This window comes from Parafrankia soli (assembly GCF_001854695.1).
Classification (GTDB): Bacteria; Actinomycetota; Actinomycetes; order Frankiales; family Frankiaceae; genus Parafrankia; species Parafrankia soli.
Window position 1 is genome coordinate 1 of record NZ_MAXA01000091.1, and the last position, 15,880, is coordinate 15,880.

A 15,880-nucleotide genomic window follows, 5' to 3' on the forward strand; every position below is an offset into this window, starting at 1 on the left:
GCGCGTCGACTCCGCCGTCGGGGTGACAGTCGAATGATGTATTCTGCCGGTCGTGGGGAGTCGGGTTGTGAAGCGGGCCTACAGGTACCGCTTCTACCCGACTGCCGAGCAGGCCGAGCAGTTGGCGARAACGYTCGGCTGYGTGCGCTACGTGTACAACCGGGCGTTGGCGGAGCGGCACCGGGCCTGGTTCCAGGAGTAGCGCCGGGTCACGCATGCCGAGACGGACACGATGCTGACGGCRTGGAAACGCGACCCGGAAACAGTGTGGCTGGCCGAGCCGTCGAAGGGGCCGYTGCAGGCGACGCTGCGGCATCTGCAGRCCGCCTACGTGAACTTCTGGGAGAAGCGGGCCGGCTACCCGTCCTTCAAGAAGAAGGGCAGGACCCTCGACTCGGCGACCTACTTCCGCAACTGCTTCGKTTTCCGCGACGGGCAGGTCAGGCTSGCGAAACAGGAYCWGCCGYTGGACATCGCCTGGTCGCGTCCGCTGCCCGAGGGYGCGGCGCCGTCCCAGGTGACGGTGTCGCGCAACGCCCGCGGCCAGTACCACMTCTCGATCCTGGTCGAGAAGACCATCACCAGCCTGCCTCCGTCGCCGGAACGGGTGGGGGTCGATGCGGGYGTSACGTCCCTGGTCGCCTTGTCGACGGGCGAGAAGGTGACCAACCCGCGGCACGAGCGGGCCGACCGTGCCCGGCTCGCCCGCGCGCRGCGGGAGCTGTCCCGYAAACGGAAGGGTTCGGTGAACCGGGCCAGGGCCCGGCTCGCGGTGGCGCGTGTCCACGGGCGGATCGCSGACCGGCGCCGGGATCATCTGCACAAGCTGTCCACGAGGATCATCCGCGAGAACCAAACGGTGGTCATCGAGGACCTGGCGGTCCGCACCATGGTCCGYAACCATTCGCTGGCACGGGCGATYTCSGACGCTTCCTGGTCGGAGCTGCGGCGGATGGTGGAGTACAAGGCCGACTGGTATGGCCGCACGGTGATSGCGGTCGACCGTTTCTACCCGAGCAGCAGGACCTGCTCGGCCTGTGGGTCGATCGTCGARARGCTGCCGTTGCACGTACGGGAGTGGGAGTGCCGCTGCGGYGCGCRCCACGACCGGGATGTCAACGCYGCGMRGAACATTCTGGCCGCGGGGCTCGCGGTGTCTGCCTGTGGAGACGGAGTGAGACCACCTCGCTCCTAGAGCGAGGAGGCGTCCGTTGGTGAAGCAGGAACCCGTATCGCAAGGTACGGGAATCCCCGGCCGTCAGGCCGGGGAGGATGTCAACCAGCTGATCGCGGCGGACGGCGTGGCCACGACCCGGGCCTGCCGGGGCAGCGGCGGCCGGTCGACCATCACGACCGGCAGCCGGAGCCGGCGCGCGGCCACCAGCTTGGCCGCCGTCAGCGAGCCGCCGCTGTCCTTGGTGACGACGGTGTCGACCTCGTGGCGGCGCAGCAGCGCGGTCTCCGCATCCACGGTGAAGGGGCCGCGGTCGAGCAGTACGCGCAGCCGTCGCGGGACCGGCCCCGGCGGCGGTTCGACGGATCGCGCCAGGAACCAGTGGTCGAGCCCGGCGAAGGCGGCGACCCCGGAACGGCCCACAGTGAGGAACACCCGGCGACCGCGCCGCTCTCCGGGCTTGCCGGGCTCGCCCGGTTCACCGAGTTCACCGGGATCGCTGGGCCCGCCGGGGCGGCCAGCGGCGAGCAGCGCGGCCGCCGCGGGCAGCGACGGCACCCGCCGCCAGTCGTCGCCGTCGCTCTCCGTCCAGCCGGGACGGCGCACCACCAGCAGCGGCACGCCGGTCGCGGCGCATGCTGCGACCGCCGCCGCCGTGATCCGCGCCGCGAAGGGATGGGTCGCGTCGACCACCGCGGCCACGTCATGTTCCCGCAGGAACTCGACCAGGCCGTCCGGGCCACCGAACCCACCGCTGCGGACGGTGGCCCCCGCCGGCACCGTCGACGCTGTCGGGGGCCACAGCCGGCCGGCGAGGGAGTAGACCACGTCGAGATCCGCGCGGTCGGCGAGGGCGGCGGCGAGCCGCCGGGCCTCGGCGGTGCCGCCCAACAGCAGCACGCGCCGGGTCATCGGCCGGCACCCGGCCGGCAGGCCCCGGGTGCTCGGTAGGGACCGGCCGGCTGCACAGCGCCAGTCTCTCCCATCCGCCCGTCTCATCAGCTCCGCTCCGCCCCATCAGCTCCGCCTCGTCTCGTCCGCTCCGTTCCGCAGGCCGTTCTTCACGGCCGCGCCTCCTCCCTTCCTCCCGGGTCGCCCGGTCGTCTTTCCCTGGTATTCGATCTCGCCTCTGCTGTCTCTCCGTGTGGTTCCTGGTGCCGTGCGCATCCGGGCATGCGCGAGGTCGCGCCGTCCGGCATTGGCGGGCTCGCGGGTTCTCACCCATCTGGGCGATGCGGCGGGCCGTCGGACGCGCGGCCGGGTGCCGTCCGGATACCGACCAAGTGCCGACCGGTGGGCGCCGCTGCGGCCATCCGGCACCCGACGCTTCGACTCCGTGCAGGTCATGGGACTGAAAGCCGTCGAACCGCGGCCGTCAAGTAGGCCGTAACGCGATCCACACGAGCGCACGGTCACACCCCGACCGGACCCAGACCACCCGCCCGAACAGGCGGTTGGCACGGTAGCCACCCATAAGATGCACGTGACTGCCTTAAACCCATTTCTTACGACATGGTCGTTCTTCCGACATGGTCGATTCGATTTGGGCGCGGCCCCGGGAGGGGGACGATGAGCGACACTCCGCAGAGCGCGGTCGGGGTGGGTCCAGGCGAGCCGGCAGCGCCCGCCAGTCGGATCGAACCCGTGCGCGATGCGGTGTTTACCCCGCTGACGCCGCACGATCCACACAGCGTGAGCCGATATCTGCTGCGAGCCCGGATCGGCGAAGGCGGCATGGGCGCGGTGTACCTGTCGTACACCCCCGGCGGACGTCCGATCGCCCTCAAGGTGGCCCGCCCGGAACTCGCGGCGGACCCCGACTTCCGCAGCCGGTTCTCGAAAGAGGTCGCGATCGCGCGGCGGGTCCAGGGGCCCTACACCGTTCCTGTGATCGACGCTGATCCCGAGGCCCTGCGCCCGTGGATCGCCACAGCCTATGTCGCCGCCCCCTCGCTGGCGGTCGCCGTGGTGCGCCAGGGCGCGCTCCCGTCGGCGACCGTGCTGATGCTGATCGCGGGCGTGGCCGAGGCACTGCAGTCCATACACCGGGCGGGTGTGATCCACCGCGACCTGAAGCCCGGCAACGTCATCCTGGCCGACGACGGGCCGCGCGTCATTGATTTCGGTGTGGCCCGCGCCATCGAGACATCGACCGCGGCCATGACCCAAACGGGTGTACGCATAGGAACACCCGCATTCATGTCACCGGAACAGGTCCGGGGAAAGCAGATCGACGCCGCGGGCGATGTCTTCGCACTCGGCTCGACCGCCTATTACGCCCTGACCGGACGTCCCCCGTTCGGGTCAGATGCCGCGGTGTTCCACCGCATCGAGCACCAACAGCCCGACTGGGACCACTGCCCGGACAACGTGCGGGAGGTACTCGCCCGTTGCCTCGCGAAGGACCCGGCGGAGCGGCCGACGTCCACGCAGGTCATCGAGCTGTGCCGATCCGCGATCACCGACGACCTGTACCTGCAGACCGGCGGCGGATGGCTGCCGCCCACGGTCGCGGCCGAGGTCACCCGGTACCGGATCTCCACGGTGCCCTCGCCGACCGCGAGCATGTCGGCGGTCCCGCCACCCACGTTCCAGTCGGCGCCGACGGGCGCGCCCGACGCGATGGACGCGCTGGGCACGCCGTTCCCGAGCGAGCCGAGCGACAACGTCGCCGCCCCCCACTCGGCGTCGTCCTACTCGTCGGCGTCGATCACCCACATCGCGCGTGCCCCTCATCCGCCCCATGCGCTCAACGCGGGGAACTCCCCGCGGGCCCTCAACGCGGCCCGCCAGCCACGGGCCCTGTGCGCACCCCGCGTCCCCCGCGCGATCGGGGCGGCGAGCGTCGCCGCCGGCGGCGCGGCCGGCGGCGCACAAGCCCTGGCCGGCCCACCGGCCGGTGGCTCCGGTGGCCTCAGCGGCCCTGGTAGCCCTGGCGGTGCCGGTGGTCCTGGCGGTGCCGGTGGTCCTGGCGGCCCTGGTAGCCGTCGCGGCGCCGGTGGCCCTGAGTCATCCGGCGCACCCGGCTCGCCGGGCGCGGCCGGTGCGTCCGACGAGCCCGGGAGGCTCGACGCCGCGGGTGCCGCGGCCGGTTACGACACCTCCGGTGGACTCGGAACGCCCGCCCCCAGTCCCGAGGACGGCGCGGGTATGCCGGAGTCCGTCGCGAACGGGATGAACGGTGCGCAGGCCGCGTTCGGGTCGTCCGCGGTTCGCGGCGCCCTCGCGGCCGCCGGCCCCTCCGCCCCCGCGAACGCTCCGGCTCAGCCATCCGGCAGATCCACACCGGACGGCCCTGCCGAGCCGAGCGCTCCCGCGGGGCCGAGCGCTCCCGCGGGGCCGAGCAAGGCCACCGGATCTCCGGGCACCGGCTCCTCCGGCCCGGCGGGTTCCCCCAGGCTCACGGACTCCCCCGGGCCCGGGCCCGCGGGCTCCGGCGGACTCACGGGTTCCGGCGGTTCCGGCGGTTCCGGCGGTTCCGCGGCGCCGGGCGGATCCGCGCCCCGGGCCGCCGCGGGCTCGGCTTTCCCTGGTTTGGCCCCGTCCCCGGGTTCGCCGGGTTCCGCCGGGGGCGCCGGCGCCCCCGGCCCAGCCGGGACCACCGACTCATCCGGCCCGGCCGCCCCAGGCGAGCAGGCCACGCCACGGAACGCACAGGACTCCCAGGACTCCCAGGACTCCCAGAACGCTCGGGACTGCGGGGGCGAGCGGGGTGCCGGGGGCGCGTCCGGGTCAGCCGGGTCGGACGGGCCACGGCAGGCCGGTGACCCCGCGTCCCCGTCCGACTCGGGCGACGGCGACCCGTCCGGGGCCCGCCGCCGCGGCCGCCGTCGGCGTCGCCGTCTGGTGACCGTCGTGCTGGCCCTGCTCGTCACCGTCAGCGCGGTGTTCTTCTGGCTGGCCTCCAAGCCGGCTGGCGGCGAGCCCGTCGCGCTCGTGGTCACCCCGTCGCAGGACGTCGGTACGGACGGTCCGGGCTCCCCCGAAGCGTCGCCGGGCGCCATCCGCCGGGAGTCGAGGACGACGCCGAGGGCTGCCGAAGCCTCGCCCACGGCCACGCCGACGCCGACCGTGGCCCCCGCCCCGAAGCCGGCGACCGGCGAGACCCCGCGGGCGGCACCCGTCGTCCCGCGGGTCTCCCCCACGCCCACTCAGCGGCTCAGCTGCCCCGCCAAACCCGCCACCAGGGCCAACGGTGACGGGACCGGTGTCCTGATCAACGCGAGCGTCCTGCGAGAGGGCCCGGCGGACACCTGCGGAGCGGTCGTGACGCTCGTGCGGGGCCGGAAGTTCTGGCTGTGGTGCAACGTCGTGACGAAGACCAACGACACGTGGTGGTGGGCACGCCTCGACGGGACCGAGACCTACGGCTGGGTCCGGGACGACGACATGAAGGTCGACTACACGGACGACGACGGCGACGGCAAGGTCCTCGTCTACAGCTGCGACGGCAAGGTCACCAAGAAGTAGGCCGGACGGGATCCGCGAGGTCAGCGGCCGCCGGGCGGCGCCCCGATGCCGGAGACCCGGGCCCCAGGACCTCCGCCACCAGCAGCGCGACGTCGTCGGTGAGCGCCGAGCCCGTCCACTCCCGGACCCGGGCGACAAGATCACCCAAGCAGTTGTCGAGGGTGGCGGGCCGGGCCAGCGCCGCGCCCACGGCCGGTAACAGCGGGAAGAACTCCCCCGACCCGGGATGGCGGGCCTCGGCGATGCCATCGGTGTAGAGCAGCACCCGGTCCCCGGGCTCGATCACGATCGAGGTGCTGTCGGCCCCGCCGACCAGAAGCCCGAGCGGCGGCCGCCTGCTGACCGCGGTCAGCGGTCGCGCGGACGTCCGGCGTACCAGGATCGGATCGGGGTGCCCGGCGTTGACCATGTCCATCCGGTCGCCGCGGATCTGCACGACGACGGCGGTGACGAAGTCGTCCAGGACGCTGATCTCGGCGACGACCCGGAAGCAGCCGAGCACCCGGCTGGCGATCCCGACCGCGTCCAGGCCCTTGCCGCGCACATCACCGATCAGCAGCCGGGTGCCCCACGGGCTGTCCACCACCTCGTAGAGATCACCGCCCACCATCGCCGCCAGCGGGGCTCCCCGCACCGCCCACCTGGCGATCAGGCGGCGTGCCCGCGGCCCACGCCCCTGCTGATCTGCCCCCCGGGGCGCGGCATCCGGCCCGCGTTCCGTCCCGGTCCCGGGCTCGGGCTCGGGCTCGGGCTCGGGCTTGGGCTCGGCGCCGGTGCGACGCTCGGTTTCGGTCCAGCGCGCGGGGTCGACCAGTCCGGTGCGAGGGCGGCCGGCCGGTCGCCAGTTGGGTGGGGTGCGGGGAGCGCGGGGTGGGTGATCAGGGGAGGAGGAGGGCGGGGGCAAGCTCGCCGAGGATCAGCGCGGCCAGCAGGACGGTGACGGCGTTGGACTCGCGCGGGGTCAGGTCCTGCTCGCCGACATGGTCACGCCGGCCGGTGTAGCCGGCGAAATACCACTTCATCACCGTCGCACCGGCTCCGGCGATCGCGAGGACGAGGGCGCCGGTCACCGGTAGCGACCAGCCGCCCACACCGTCCAGCAGCAGGTCCTCCCAGATGAAGCCGAGGGTCGCCGGGAACCCGATCGACGTCAGCCCGAACAGCAGGAACGCGACGGCGAGCCGCGGCGTGCGGGCGAAGCAGCCACCCGGGCCGGTCAGGAGCATCGGACCCCGCCGGGCCTCGGTCGCCGCGGCGATCATCGTCGCACCGCCCGCGGCGACGGCGCCGACCTGCCAGGCCAGGACGGCCCCCGACCGCGCCGGCTCGGACCCGATGAGAACTCCGCAGCTCACGATGCCGGAGAGCACCAGGCCGACCTGAGCCAGCGCGGACCGGACGTCCCGGGCGACGAGCCCGAGTCCGGCGCCCAGCAGGGCGGTCATCGCGGCCGCGGCGACGACCCAGCCGCGGTCCGGCACGGCCCGTCCGACCTCGGGGAGCAGCAGAACGCCCGCGGGCCCGGCGGCGAAGGCGACGACCAGCCCGGCTGGGGCCGTCCGGGCGAAGGGCTCGAACCACAGGTGCAGTGGCAGTAGGCACTGGCGGACACCAACGCCGGCCACGAGCAGCAGTGCGGCCGCTGTGCCGCCGAGCCCGTCGGCCAGGAGCAGCCCGGCGGCGCAGGCCCCGACTCCCACGAAGTGGTGCAGGGCGAACAGCCGGGTCGGGCCGCGGCCGGGGGCGCGCTCACGCATTTCCCGCCACACGACGCAGGCCGAAAGCGCCCACGAGATCACAGCCGCGACCGGATCAGCCACCGCCGTCGCCGCCGCGCCGCAGGCGAGAACGAGCATGATCCGCGCGAATGTCGCCTGGTCGTGAGAGGCGACCGCCCGCGCGTCGCCATGCGTTGCGGCGGTCAGGGGTGGGGTGATCGGGGCCAGTGCGGTGGCGCCGAGACCGGCCAGGCAGGTCACGAACGGCATCCACCACCCGGACCCGGGGGCGAGCAGGCCCACCTGGTGGCCGTCGGGCCACCCGGTCCAGCGGGTGACGGCCATCGTCGCGGCGACGCCGAGGGCCGTGACGGTGACGCACCCGGCCGCGGCGGCCCGGGCGGCCCGAGGGTCCGGCGCCCGCCGCGCCGCCACCGAGCCGGCGAGCAGGAAGGCGGCCGCGACGAACGGGACGACCGCGACGGTCACCAGGGCCCTCCTCCCCGGGGGCGGACGGGGCGGACATCCGCGGGGAACCGGGGCCGGTCCTCCTGGTGGCGCCAACGCGAGGCGCCGACGGTGGGCGAACCGTTCCTGGTGCGGAGGCGGTGCGTGGCGGGATCGTCGTCCCGGCGCGCCAGACCGCCCGGCCCCGGCCTCTCCGGCGCCTCCGGACCGTCGACCGTCTCCGGACCCCCGGGTGTCTCCGGACCGTCGACCGCGTCCGGACCGTCGGTCGCCTCCCGGCCGTCGACGGCCTCCGGACCATCGACCGTTGCCGCGGCGTCGGCAGTCCCTGGACCGTCGACCGCCTCCGGGGCGTCCGCCGTACCCACGACATCTACCGCCGGATCGCCAACCGTGCCCGGATCGTCCACAGCCTCCGGGGCGTCGGCCGTCTCCAGACCATCGACTGGACCCGGGCCGGTGACTGGGCTTCGGTCGCTCACCGAGCCCCGGTCGTCGGCCGCGCCCGGCCGATCGTGCTCGTCGGGGGCCCCGTCCGAGGGTGCGGCCGACCGCGCGGTACCCGACAGCGCGACATCCGACGGCGCGGCGCCTGGTGCGAGGTCGTCAGCCGCCGGGCGCGGGCCCGGCAGCCAGGGCGGTGCGGACGGTTCCGCATGGCGCGAAGGCGCCCCGGGACGGGACACCGCCGGCGGTAGGGCCTGGTCGGGAAGCTTGCGCAGGTTCGGTAGCCGGGACGAGGCCGCCGGCCGGGTCACCGGCGCAGACTCCTCGGCAGGCCCGCCGTGCTCCCCCGCCCCGGGGCACGCCGGATCCTCGGCGATCTCGGCGATCTCGGCACTGCCGGCGCTGCCGGCGGTCTCGGCCGCGGCGGGGGCCTCCTGCGGACCCGAGGCCTCCGCCACCTCAGCGACCTCCGCACCGGCAGCAGGCTCCGCCGTCTCCCCGACGATCGGCCGGGTCGTCAGGGCGGCCTCGCCCGGGACCGCGTTGTCCGTGCCGCACGGGTCAGGCCCGCACGGGTCAGGGCCGTAGAAGTCCAGGGCGTAGGAGTCGGCGCCGTAAGGCCCGGATCCGTGCCGGGCCCTGGGGTCGGCCGCGGGACGGCGCTCCGGTTCCGCGGGCGCGGTCCCAGCCCCAGCCCCGGCCGGCGGCTCCGCCCGCGTGTCGGCAGGCTGCCGCGGCCGGGCCCCGGCCGGGAGGTCCCCGGCGGCCCTGGCGGAGGCATCGCCGGTGGGGCTGGCCGGGACGTCCTCGACGGGCTTGATCGGGCCTGTCAGTGGCCGCATCGGGGGTCCCGGGGGGCGGGCCGGAGAGGGCGGGCCGGGGTCGGTGCCCCGGCCACCGATCAGGTCGGCGGCCTGTCGCTGCCAGCGGTCGATCGCCGTCAGCGCACGGGCGGCGGCTCCTCCGACTCGGCGAAGCACCACGTCTGCGTATCCCTTCTCGAACGCGTGCCGGTAGAGCCGGGGCTGCCACCGTCCCGGCGTGATCCGCCCCAGCCGCGATACGGGCACGGGGGCCTGGCCGCCCAGCGCCTGCTCCAGGCGCTGGCTGTCGCGCAGCGCGCTGGGCGAGCGCAGGATCTGCGCGCAGCGCAGCGTCGCGTGGGCGAGGATGTGCAGGATCGCCAGCGTGTGCAGCCCCAGCCCGATCTCGGCGACGATCAGCCCCACCTGGGTCATCGACCCGTAGGCGAGCGCGCTCTTGACGTCGCTCTGGGCCCGGCTGACGAGCGTCGCGTGCAGCGCCGTCAGTGCCCCGACGCAGACGAGGGCGGCGCGGACGGCCGGCGCGTGGTCCAGCATCGGCTGCGCCCGCAGCAGGAGGTAGGGGCCCAGGTGGATCGACACCGCCCCGTAGAACACGGCGCTGGACGGCGTCGGTCCCTCCATCGCCCGCGGCAGCCACCCGCCGACCGGGACCAGCGCCGACTTCCCCAGCACCGCGGTCAGCAGCAGGAAGCCCAGTATCTCCGCGTGGGCGGTGGCACCGGGTGACGACAGGACGTCGTCCCAGCTGAGGCCGTGCCTGCCGCCGTGGCCGCCGCTGTCTCCGCCGGCCGTGCCGGCGAGGTGCCCGAGCCAGACCGTCGCGACGAGCAGGCCGGCGTCGCCGGCGCGGTAGGTGAGGAAGGCCCGCAGGCCGTGCCGGACGGGCCCGGGCCGTTCCACGAAGAAGGCGATGAGCAGCGCCGAGGTCAGCCCGACCAGCTCCCAGCCGAAGAAAAGCGCCGGAAGCTCGCCCGCGACCAGGGTGAGCTCCACCCCCGTCCCGAACAGGACGAGGAGAAGGTGGAAACGGGCGAATCCGGGTTCTCGGTGCAGGTAGCGCGCGGAGACGGCGCCGGTGAGCCCGATGAGGACGGCCGCGACGAGCGCGAACGGGACGGACAGCATGTCCGCCGTCAGGCTCCAGGCGAAGGTGTGGCCGTGCGCGCCGAACCACGGGCCGATGCTGGCGTCGACCGTGTCCCGGCCGGTCGCCATCAGGCCGAGGGCGAGCACCGCGCAGGCGAGGGTCGAGACGGTGAACGCGGCGGCCACGATCATGCCGATGATCCGTTCGGACCGCAGGCGGCCGAACCACATGGGCACCGCCAGCGCGGCCACCGCCGTGCCCGGCGCGGCGACGCTGGTGATCAGCGCGGCGGCGAGCAGCGGGTGGGACGGGTCGGTGGTCACTGGCCGTCCCGCCGCACCGGCAGCGGCCCGCTCGCCTGCTCCGGCAGCTCGATCGCCTCCCGCGTGGGCTGGACGGCTCCCGCGCCCGTCACGGCCACCGTGCCCGGGCGGTCGATCACGACGTCAGGGGATTCACCGAAGACGGCGAGCACGTGCGCCGGCGGGAGATGGTCGCGCTGGCCCGCGTAGTAGTGCTCCGAGCGGGCCACCACCGGGAAGCGCAGGTTCTCGGGCTGGTGCTGCTCGAAGGCGCCGTCGCGGTAGAGGTAGGTCTCGGGGCCGGACGGGTCCCAGGCGGCGAGCTGGATCCAGCCGCCCTCCACCAGCCCGCGCAGCGGCGGGTTCTCCCGCACGATGCGGGCCAGCCGCTCGGGCTCCGCCTCGGCGATCACCAGCAGCCGCATCGGTTCGTGGATCTCGACCGACTGCCACGGCATCCCGGTCCGCAGGTCCGAGCCGTGTCCGTCCATCACGCCGACCAGGCCGGTGATGTTGTGCGGCAGCTTCGACCCGGCGCCGTACCCGATCGGGTCGATCCGGCTGAAGTAGTACTCGAGGTTGATGCCGGCGCCGACCGGGGCGGCCGACAGGAGCAGCCGGGTGAGCACGGCGCCGTCGGGGTCCGCGGTCGGGTCGTAGGAGACCAGGAAGGAGCGGCGGTCGAGGTACAGGCCCCGGGTCCGCGAGCGCCGGCCGATCACGCAGGTCGCGTTCGTGCTGTGCCCGTACTCCGGTCGTGACTGCCCGAGGTCCTCCGAGCGCCCCCGCACGTGGGCGTGGGCGGTGCCGGCGGCGACGTCCGGGCCGACCGACTCGAACCGGCGGCAGCGCTCGTGCGCGTCGAGCTGGACGGCGGTCAGCAGCGCGTCCGTGGCTGTGGTGAGGGCCGGCCGCAGGTGCGCGGGCACCAGGTCGGTGTCGTAGTAGGCCAGGGAGCTGTCGCAGGTGTCGTGGTGGCCACCGACGAACCAGGTGTCCGGGCCGATCAGGCGGCCGCGGTGGGCCAGGGCGGCGCGCACCCGCGGATGGTTCGCCATGGCGGCGAACGCGCGCGCGTTCGGGCCGCTCTGGCCGCCGCCGGTGGCACCGCAGTCGTAGGCCGCCGCGTGCGGGTTGTTGACGCTGGACGAACCGTGCCCGATCACGAACACGACCGGGCCGAGCGTGCCGCTCATGCCGATCGTCGTGAGCAGCGTGTCGACGATCTCGGCCATCTCCTCKACGGTGAACCCGAGGCGCAGCGGCCCCGCCCCCACGCCCGGCACGAGCTCCCCCGCCTCGCCCGCCTGCGCGTCATCCCCCGCCGGTCCGGTGGACGGTGTGTGGTCCTGCGCCGCCTCGATGACGAGCCGGGTGAGCGGACGCGCCGGCTCCCGGCGGCCGAGCATCCGCACGCCCTCGCCGGCGGCCCTGGGCGCGACCGCGCGGGCGGCCAGCGGCACCAGCTCGGCCAGCCCGGCGATGGCGGAGTACGCCGCGGCCCGCGCCGGACGGCCGCGGGCCGCCGAGATCGTGTGCTGGAGCTGGGCCTTCCTGCGTCGGGCCCGCTGGTAGGCGACCAGCTCGCCGTCGTCCACCGCGCGCTCGACGACCAGGCTCCGCGGCGTCATCGTGACCGGGCACAGCGCACGCGGGCGGACGTCGTCGAGGCCCTGGTAGGCCATGGCGACCCCGAAGTACCCCGAGGCGCCGTAGGTCCGGACCTGGGGATGGCTCTCCTCCAGGTGCCGGCGCAGCGACTCCTCCCGCTCGTCCATGCAGAACACGGCCTGGAAGTCGGGGGGCGGCACCGTCCCGGGGAAGCGCCGGTCGTGCGCCGACAGCGCGTCGAGCACCTGGGTCCGGTAGCGGCGCTCGTAGGCGAGGTGCAGCAGCCAGCGCCGCCGGCCCGCGTCGAACTCGGCGACGGCCCGCAACCAGGCCCGCGCCCACCGGGGATGACAGAGCACCTCGGTCTCGACGTCCATCACCTGCGCGAGGACGAACGCCTCGTAGGCAAGCTCCAGGTCGCCCCCGCGAAGTTCCTGCTCACCCTGGGTGAGATCGTCCTGGACGGTGGTGCCGGTCGCGAGGACACCCTGGGCCGCGCCTGGCGCGCCGAGCGGGCCGAGGTCCTCCGGCCGCGCGTCGGGGCCGATCAGCCGCGCCAGGACGTTGTGGGAGACGACGACCTCGAGCGTGAGCTGGACGGCGAGGTAGTCCATGAGCCGGGCGGGTGCCGGGCGCGACGGCGCCCGGTCGGGACGGCACTCGAACTGGTGGACCATCCCGGCCCAGCCGCGTAGCGAGACCAGCGTCGCGCGCACCGTGTCCGCCCAGGCGTGCACCGGCACCTGCAGCGCCCACAGCGCCCAGGCGACCGTCCGCTCGGCGGACCAGTTCATCCGGAGCTGCTGGCGCAGCTGGCCGCCGAGGCCGGCCCAGCACGCCTCCCGCGGGGCGCCGAGCGTCCCGAACAGGTGCCGGAAGGCGGCCAGCAGGCCCTTCTCCCGGTGCGGCATCTCCCAGGCGGCGACTCCCTGGTCGAGGAAGGCGGCGCAGAGCCGGATCAGCACCGGGTGGACGGCCTCGTCGGTGTCGACGCCGAACTGTTCGAGCACCTGGTCGCGGCGGCGCAGCGGTACCGGCCGCGGCGCCGGCGGCGGCGCGTGCCGGCGCAGGTCCTCCCACAGTTGCGCGAGCAGCCGGGCCCGCAGCGCCTGCAGCCGGGCCGCCCGGCCGCGCCGGGTGCGCCGCTCCGTGGTCGCGAAACGGCGCCGGCCCTGGCGGGTCAGCTCCTCCCGCCGCGCCTCGGTGACCAGCGGGTGGACGCGGTGCAGCTCACCGCCGTCGGCCAGCGCCCACAACGCCCCGGCGCCACGCGGCACGTCGATGAACAGCCCGAGCCGGGCGAGCCGGAACTCGTTCCACGTCGGCCCGCCGGGGACGACCTCGGCGTCACCGTCGAGCATTTCCTCCCCGGCCCCGCGCGTGCCCTGGTCTCCCACCGGCAGATGCCGGCCGGGGACAGCGCCCGCCCGGTCGCCGTGATGCTCGAGGACCGCGGCGAGATCGCGGGGAAGGATCCGGCCGGACGCGAGATGCGCGGCGAAGGCCTCCTCGGTCTGCAGCGCCTCCGTGCCCAGCATCGCCGAGGCGTGCTCGACCGCGCGCTGGAACGGGAGCTCCTCCAGGGCGTGCAGCGGGTTGTGATGGGAGAAGTACCCCAGTGGGGCCTGCGGCGGCAGGAGCTCGCCCGCCTCCTCCACGATCCGGGTGATCATCTCGATCTGGTCCGCGGCGTAGGCCATGTCCCCTCCCATCCCTTACCGGCGACGAATCCGGGGTTCTGTTCTTCTTTTCCGAACGACCGGTTCCCCCGCCATGGCGGTGAGCACTCACATGTCTTCCAGCATCGCGACGACCGTGTCGGCCCAGCGAGCTCCCGACCGCCGTTGGACGGGTTAACCTGATAATCCGGGCGGGTGGCCCGGCGCCAGAGAGAAGTACTTTGTTGAACGCGGCCGCGAATCCAGCGACGACGCGCGGCCGGTTCCGCCCATCCGTGGGCCGGCCAGGCTGACCGGTGTACCGCCGGCGCCAGACCGCCTGTCCCACATCAGTATGAAGGACCCTGGCCCCCCACGGACCGCGCCGGTCATGGCGGTGGCGAGAATCACCGTGAACGCTACTCGCGAACCTTGCCGGCCGACAGGTGGCATGAACCTCGAATATGTCGCCGATCACCGGCGAAGGCGTTCACCAATGCTGCCCGGCAAACACAGGACTACCTTTTCGAGCGGTGACATTGTTTACATCGCGAACACCCGGAGGCGTTCCGCCCCACGCCACGCCCGCCCCTCACCAGGGTATTTACCGGCCGACTTGTCACCCGGCCGTGCCAGGGTTCCGTCACGGGCCGCGCGACCCGCCCGCGTGGGTGGGGGAGCGCCCGGCACCTCCGTAGCCGGCGGCGGGCCGGCCCCGCGGTGCGGTGGTAAGTTCGAAATTTGGATGGACTTGGTGCCCGGGACCCCTGCTCCCGGGACCCTGCTCCAGGACCTTCGCCACTGTCCCGGGGACGTCCATGGCCATGGAGGAGGCCCGCGATGGGCAAGACCGCGCGGGAGTGCTCGATCGCGAACGCGCTCGCCGTCGTCGGGGAACGCTGGAGCCTGCTCGCCCTGCGGGAGGTCCTGCTCGGCGCGCGCAGGTTCGACCAGATCGTGGAGAACACCGGCGCGAGCCGGGACATCCTCGCCACCCGGCTGCGCTCGCTCGTCGCGGCGGGGGTGCTGGAGAAGCGGCAGTACAGCGAGCATCCGCCGCGTCACGAGTACGTGGCGACCGAGTCCGGCAGGGCGCTGAACACGGTGCTGCTCGGCCTCATGGACTGGGGCGACCGGTACGTGACGCCCGGTCCGCCACCGACGGTGTGGGCGCACTCCTGCGGCGCGGAGCTGCGGCCCCGGTGCGTGTGCGCGAGCTGCGGCGAGCAGGTGCGCCTCGGCGACACCACGGTCGTGCGGCTCGGCGAGGTCCGCCCGAGCCACTGACCGCCACGCGTGTCCGCCGCCCGGCGGTCTGCCGGGCGGCGGACAGCTACAGCGCTACCGGGTCAGCGACAGCGCTCCCGTCAGGCCAGGGAGGTGTCGAGCTCGCCGCGGAGCTCGTCCGGGGTGACGGTGGGCTCGAAGCGGCGGACGACCTTGCCCTCGCCGTCCACCAGGAACTTGGTGAAGTTCCACTTCACCTCGTCGGTGCCGATCGCCTCGGGCCGCGAGCGCTTGATGTGCTCGTAGAGGAAGCCCGACTCCGGCCCGAAGTCGCCGGGGGCCTCCGAGCGCAGGTAGTCGTACAGCGGGGCCGCGCCGGGGCCGTTCACCTCGATCTTGCTGAAGACGGGGAAGGTGACGTCGAAGTTCGTCGAGCAGAACTCCTGGATCTCGGCGTCGGTGCCCGGCTCCTGGCCGCCGAACTGGTTGCACGGGAAGCCGAGGATCTCCAGCCCGCGCCCCTTCAGGTCGCGGTAGAGCGCCTCCAGCCCCTCGTACTGCGGGGTCAGGCCGCACTTGCTGGCGACGTTGACGATCAGCAGCGTCTTGCCGGCGTAGTCGCGCAGGGATCGGGAGGTGCCGTCCGTCGCCTCGACGGTGAAGTCATGGACAGTCATGATCGACCTAGCTCTCGGTGGTGCGGACCCGACGACCGCAGGTCCGGCGGCGGGGACGCCGACGCGTAGCGGGAGCCGGCCGGGCAGGACCGGACACAGCCTTGGCCCGCACGGGTGGAGCCGGACGGGCCGACGCGGACGGCGCGCGGACACATCGGACGCTACCCGGCCTCCAGGGATTCTGTCACCGCCCCGGTGACAGAATCAGCCGCGG

The 15,880-nt window shown here is 74.1% G+C and carries 9 protein-coding genes and 1 pseudogene; 4 read left to right on the forward strand and 6 right to left on the reverse strand.

Translation table 11 applies throughout. The annotated features are described in order from the left end of the window. Positions 1 to 67: 67 nt before the first annotated feature. A complete protein-coding gene (locus BBK14_RS42745; RefSeq protein WP_476739388.1) occupies positions 68 to 202 on the forward strand; it encodes a helix-turn-helix domain-containing protein in 135 nt (44 codons plus the stop codon). Between the two features lie 21 nt (positions 203 to 223). Beyond that, positions 224 to 1,195 (forward strand): annotated as a pseudogene (locus tag BBK14_RS09130) (RNA-guided endonuclease InsQ/TnpB family protein); the annotation flags it as partial. Positions 1,196 to 1,258: 63 nt separating this feature from the next. Here BBK14_RS09130 and BBK14_RS09135 read toward each other — a convergent pair. Continuing rightward, on the reverse strand, positions 1,259 to 2,086 hold the full coding sequence (locus BBK14_RS09135) for a cobalt-precorrin-6A reductase (protein WP_071061000.1): 828 nt from the start codon (positions 2,084 to 2,086) through the stop codon (positions 1,259 to 1,261). A gap of 657 nt (positions 2,087 to 2,743) precedes the next feature. Between BBK14_RS09135 and BBK14_RS09140 the strand changes: the two genes are divergently transcribed. Beyond that, the gene (locus BBK14_RS09140) at positions 2,744 to 5,644 is read left to right on the forward strand and encodes a serine/threonine-protein kinase (protein WP_241831332.1); all 2,901 of its coding nucleotides are present in this window, start codon (positions 2,744 to 2,746) and stop codon (positions 5,642 to 5,644) included. Here the strand turns inward: BBK14_RS09140 and BBK14_RS09145 are convergent. From BBK14_RS09145 to BBK14_RS09160, 4 genes are all read right to left on the reverse strand, one after another. Then, on the reverse strand, positions 5,631 to 6,278 hold the full coding sequence (locus BBK14_RS09145; RefSeq protein ID WP_071061003.1) for a PP2C family protein-serine/threonine phosphatase: 648 nt from the start codon (positions 6,276 to 6,278) through the stop codon (positions 5,631 to 5,633). The two genes, BBK14_RS09140 and BBK14_RS09145, sit on opposite strands and share 14 nt — an antisense overlap. Before the next feature lie 244 nt (positions 6,279 to 6,522). After that, a complete protein-coding gene (locus tag BBK14_RS09150; RefSeq protein WP_071061005.1) occupies positions 6,523 to 7,851 on the reverse strand; it encodes a proton-conducting transporter transmembrane domain-containing protein in 1,329 nt (442 codons plus the stop codon). Next, positions 7,848 to 10,514 (reverse strand): proton-conducting transporter transmembrane domain-containing protein, encoded by a 2,667-nt coding sequence (locus BBK14_RS09155; RefSeq protein ID WP_071061007.1) that lies wholly within the window; start codon positions 10,512 to 10,514, stop codon positions 7,848 to 7,850. The genes BBK14_RS09150 and BBK14_RS09155 overlap by 4 nt, the downstream gene beginning before the upstream one ends. Continuing rightward, positions 10,511 to 13,804, reverse strand: coding sequence for a DUF2309 domain-containing protein (locus tag BBK14_RS09160; RefSeq protein ID WP_071061009.1), 3,294 nt, complete (start codon positions 13,802 to 13,804; stop codon positions 10,511 to 10,513). Before BBK14_RS09160 ends, BBK14_RS09155 begins: the two co-directional genes overlap by 4 nt. A gap of 798 nt (positions 13,805 to 14,602) precedes the next feature. Between BBK14_RS09160 and BBK14_RS09165 the strand changes: the two genes are divergently transcribed. Beyond that, entirely contained in the window at positions 14,603 to 15,049 is a 447-nt protein-coding gene (locus BBK14_RS09165; protein ID WP_071061011.1) for a winged helix-turn-helix transcriptional regulator, read from the forward strand. An 80-nt stretch (positions 15,050 to 15,129) separates the two neighbouring features. On the opposite strand, the gene BBK14_RS09170 is transcribed toward BBK14_RS09165, so the two are convergent. Next, complete coding sequence (locus BBK14_RS09170) at positions 15,130 to 15,666, reverse strand: glutathione peroxidase (protein WP_020462948.1); 537 nt, start codon at positions 15,664 to 15,666, stop codon at positions 15,130 to 15,132. Between the last annotated feature and the right edge of the window lie 214 nt (positions 15,667 to 15,880).

What these genes read in the sequence shown, in the direction of transcription:
- BBK14_RS09135 (WP_071061000.1), bottom strand. Translation starts at nt 2,086, where the DNA reads ATGACCCGGCGCGTGCTGCTGTTGGGCGGCACCGCCGAGGCCCGGCGG.
- BBK14_RS09170 (WP_020462948.1), bottom strand. Translation starts at nt 15,666, where the DNA reads ATGACTGTCCATGACTTCACCGTCGAGGCGACGGACGGCACCTCCCGA.
- BBK14_RS09140 (WP_241831332.1), top strand. Translation starts at nt 2,744, where the DNA reads ATGAGCGACACTCCGCAGAGCGCGGTCGGGGTGGGTCCAGGCGAGCCG.
- BBK14_RS09165 (WP_071061011.1), top strand. Translation starts at nt 14,603, where the DNA reads ATGGGCAAGACCGCGCGGGAGTGCTCGATCGCGAACGCGCTCGCCGTC.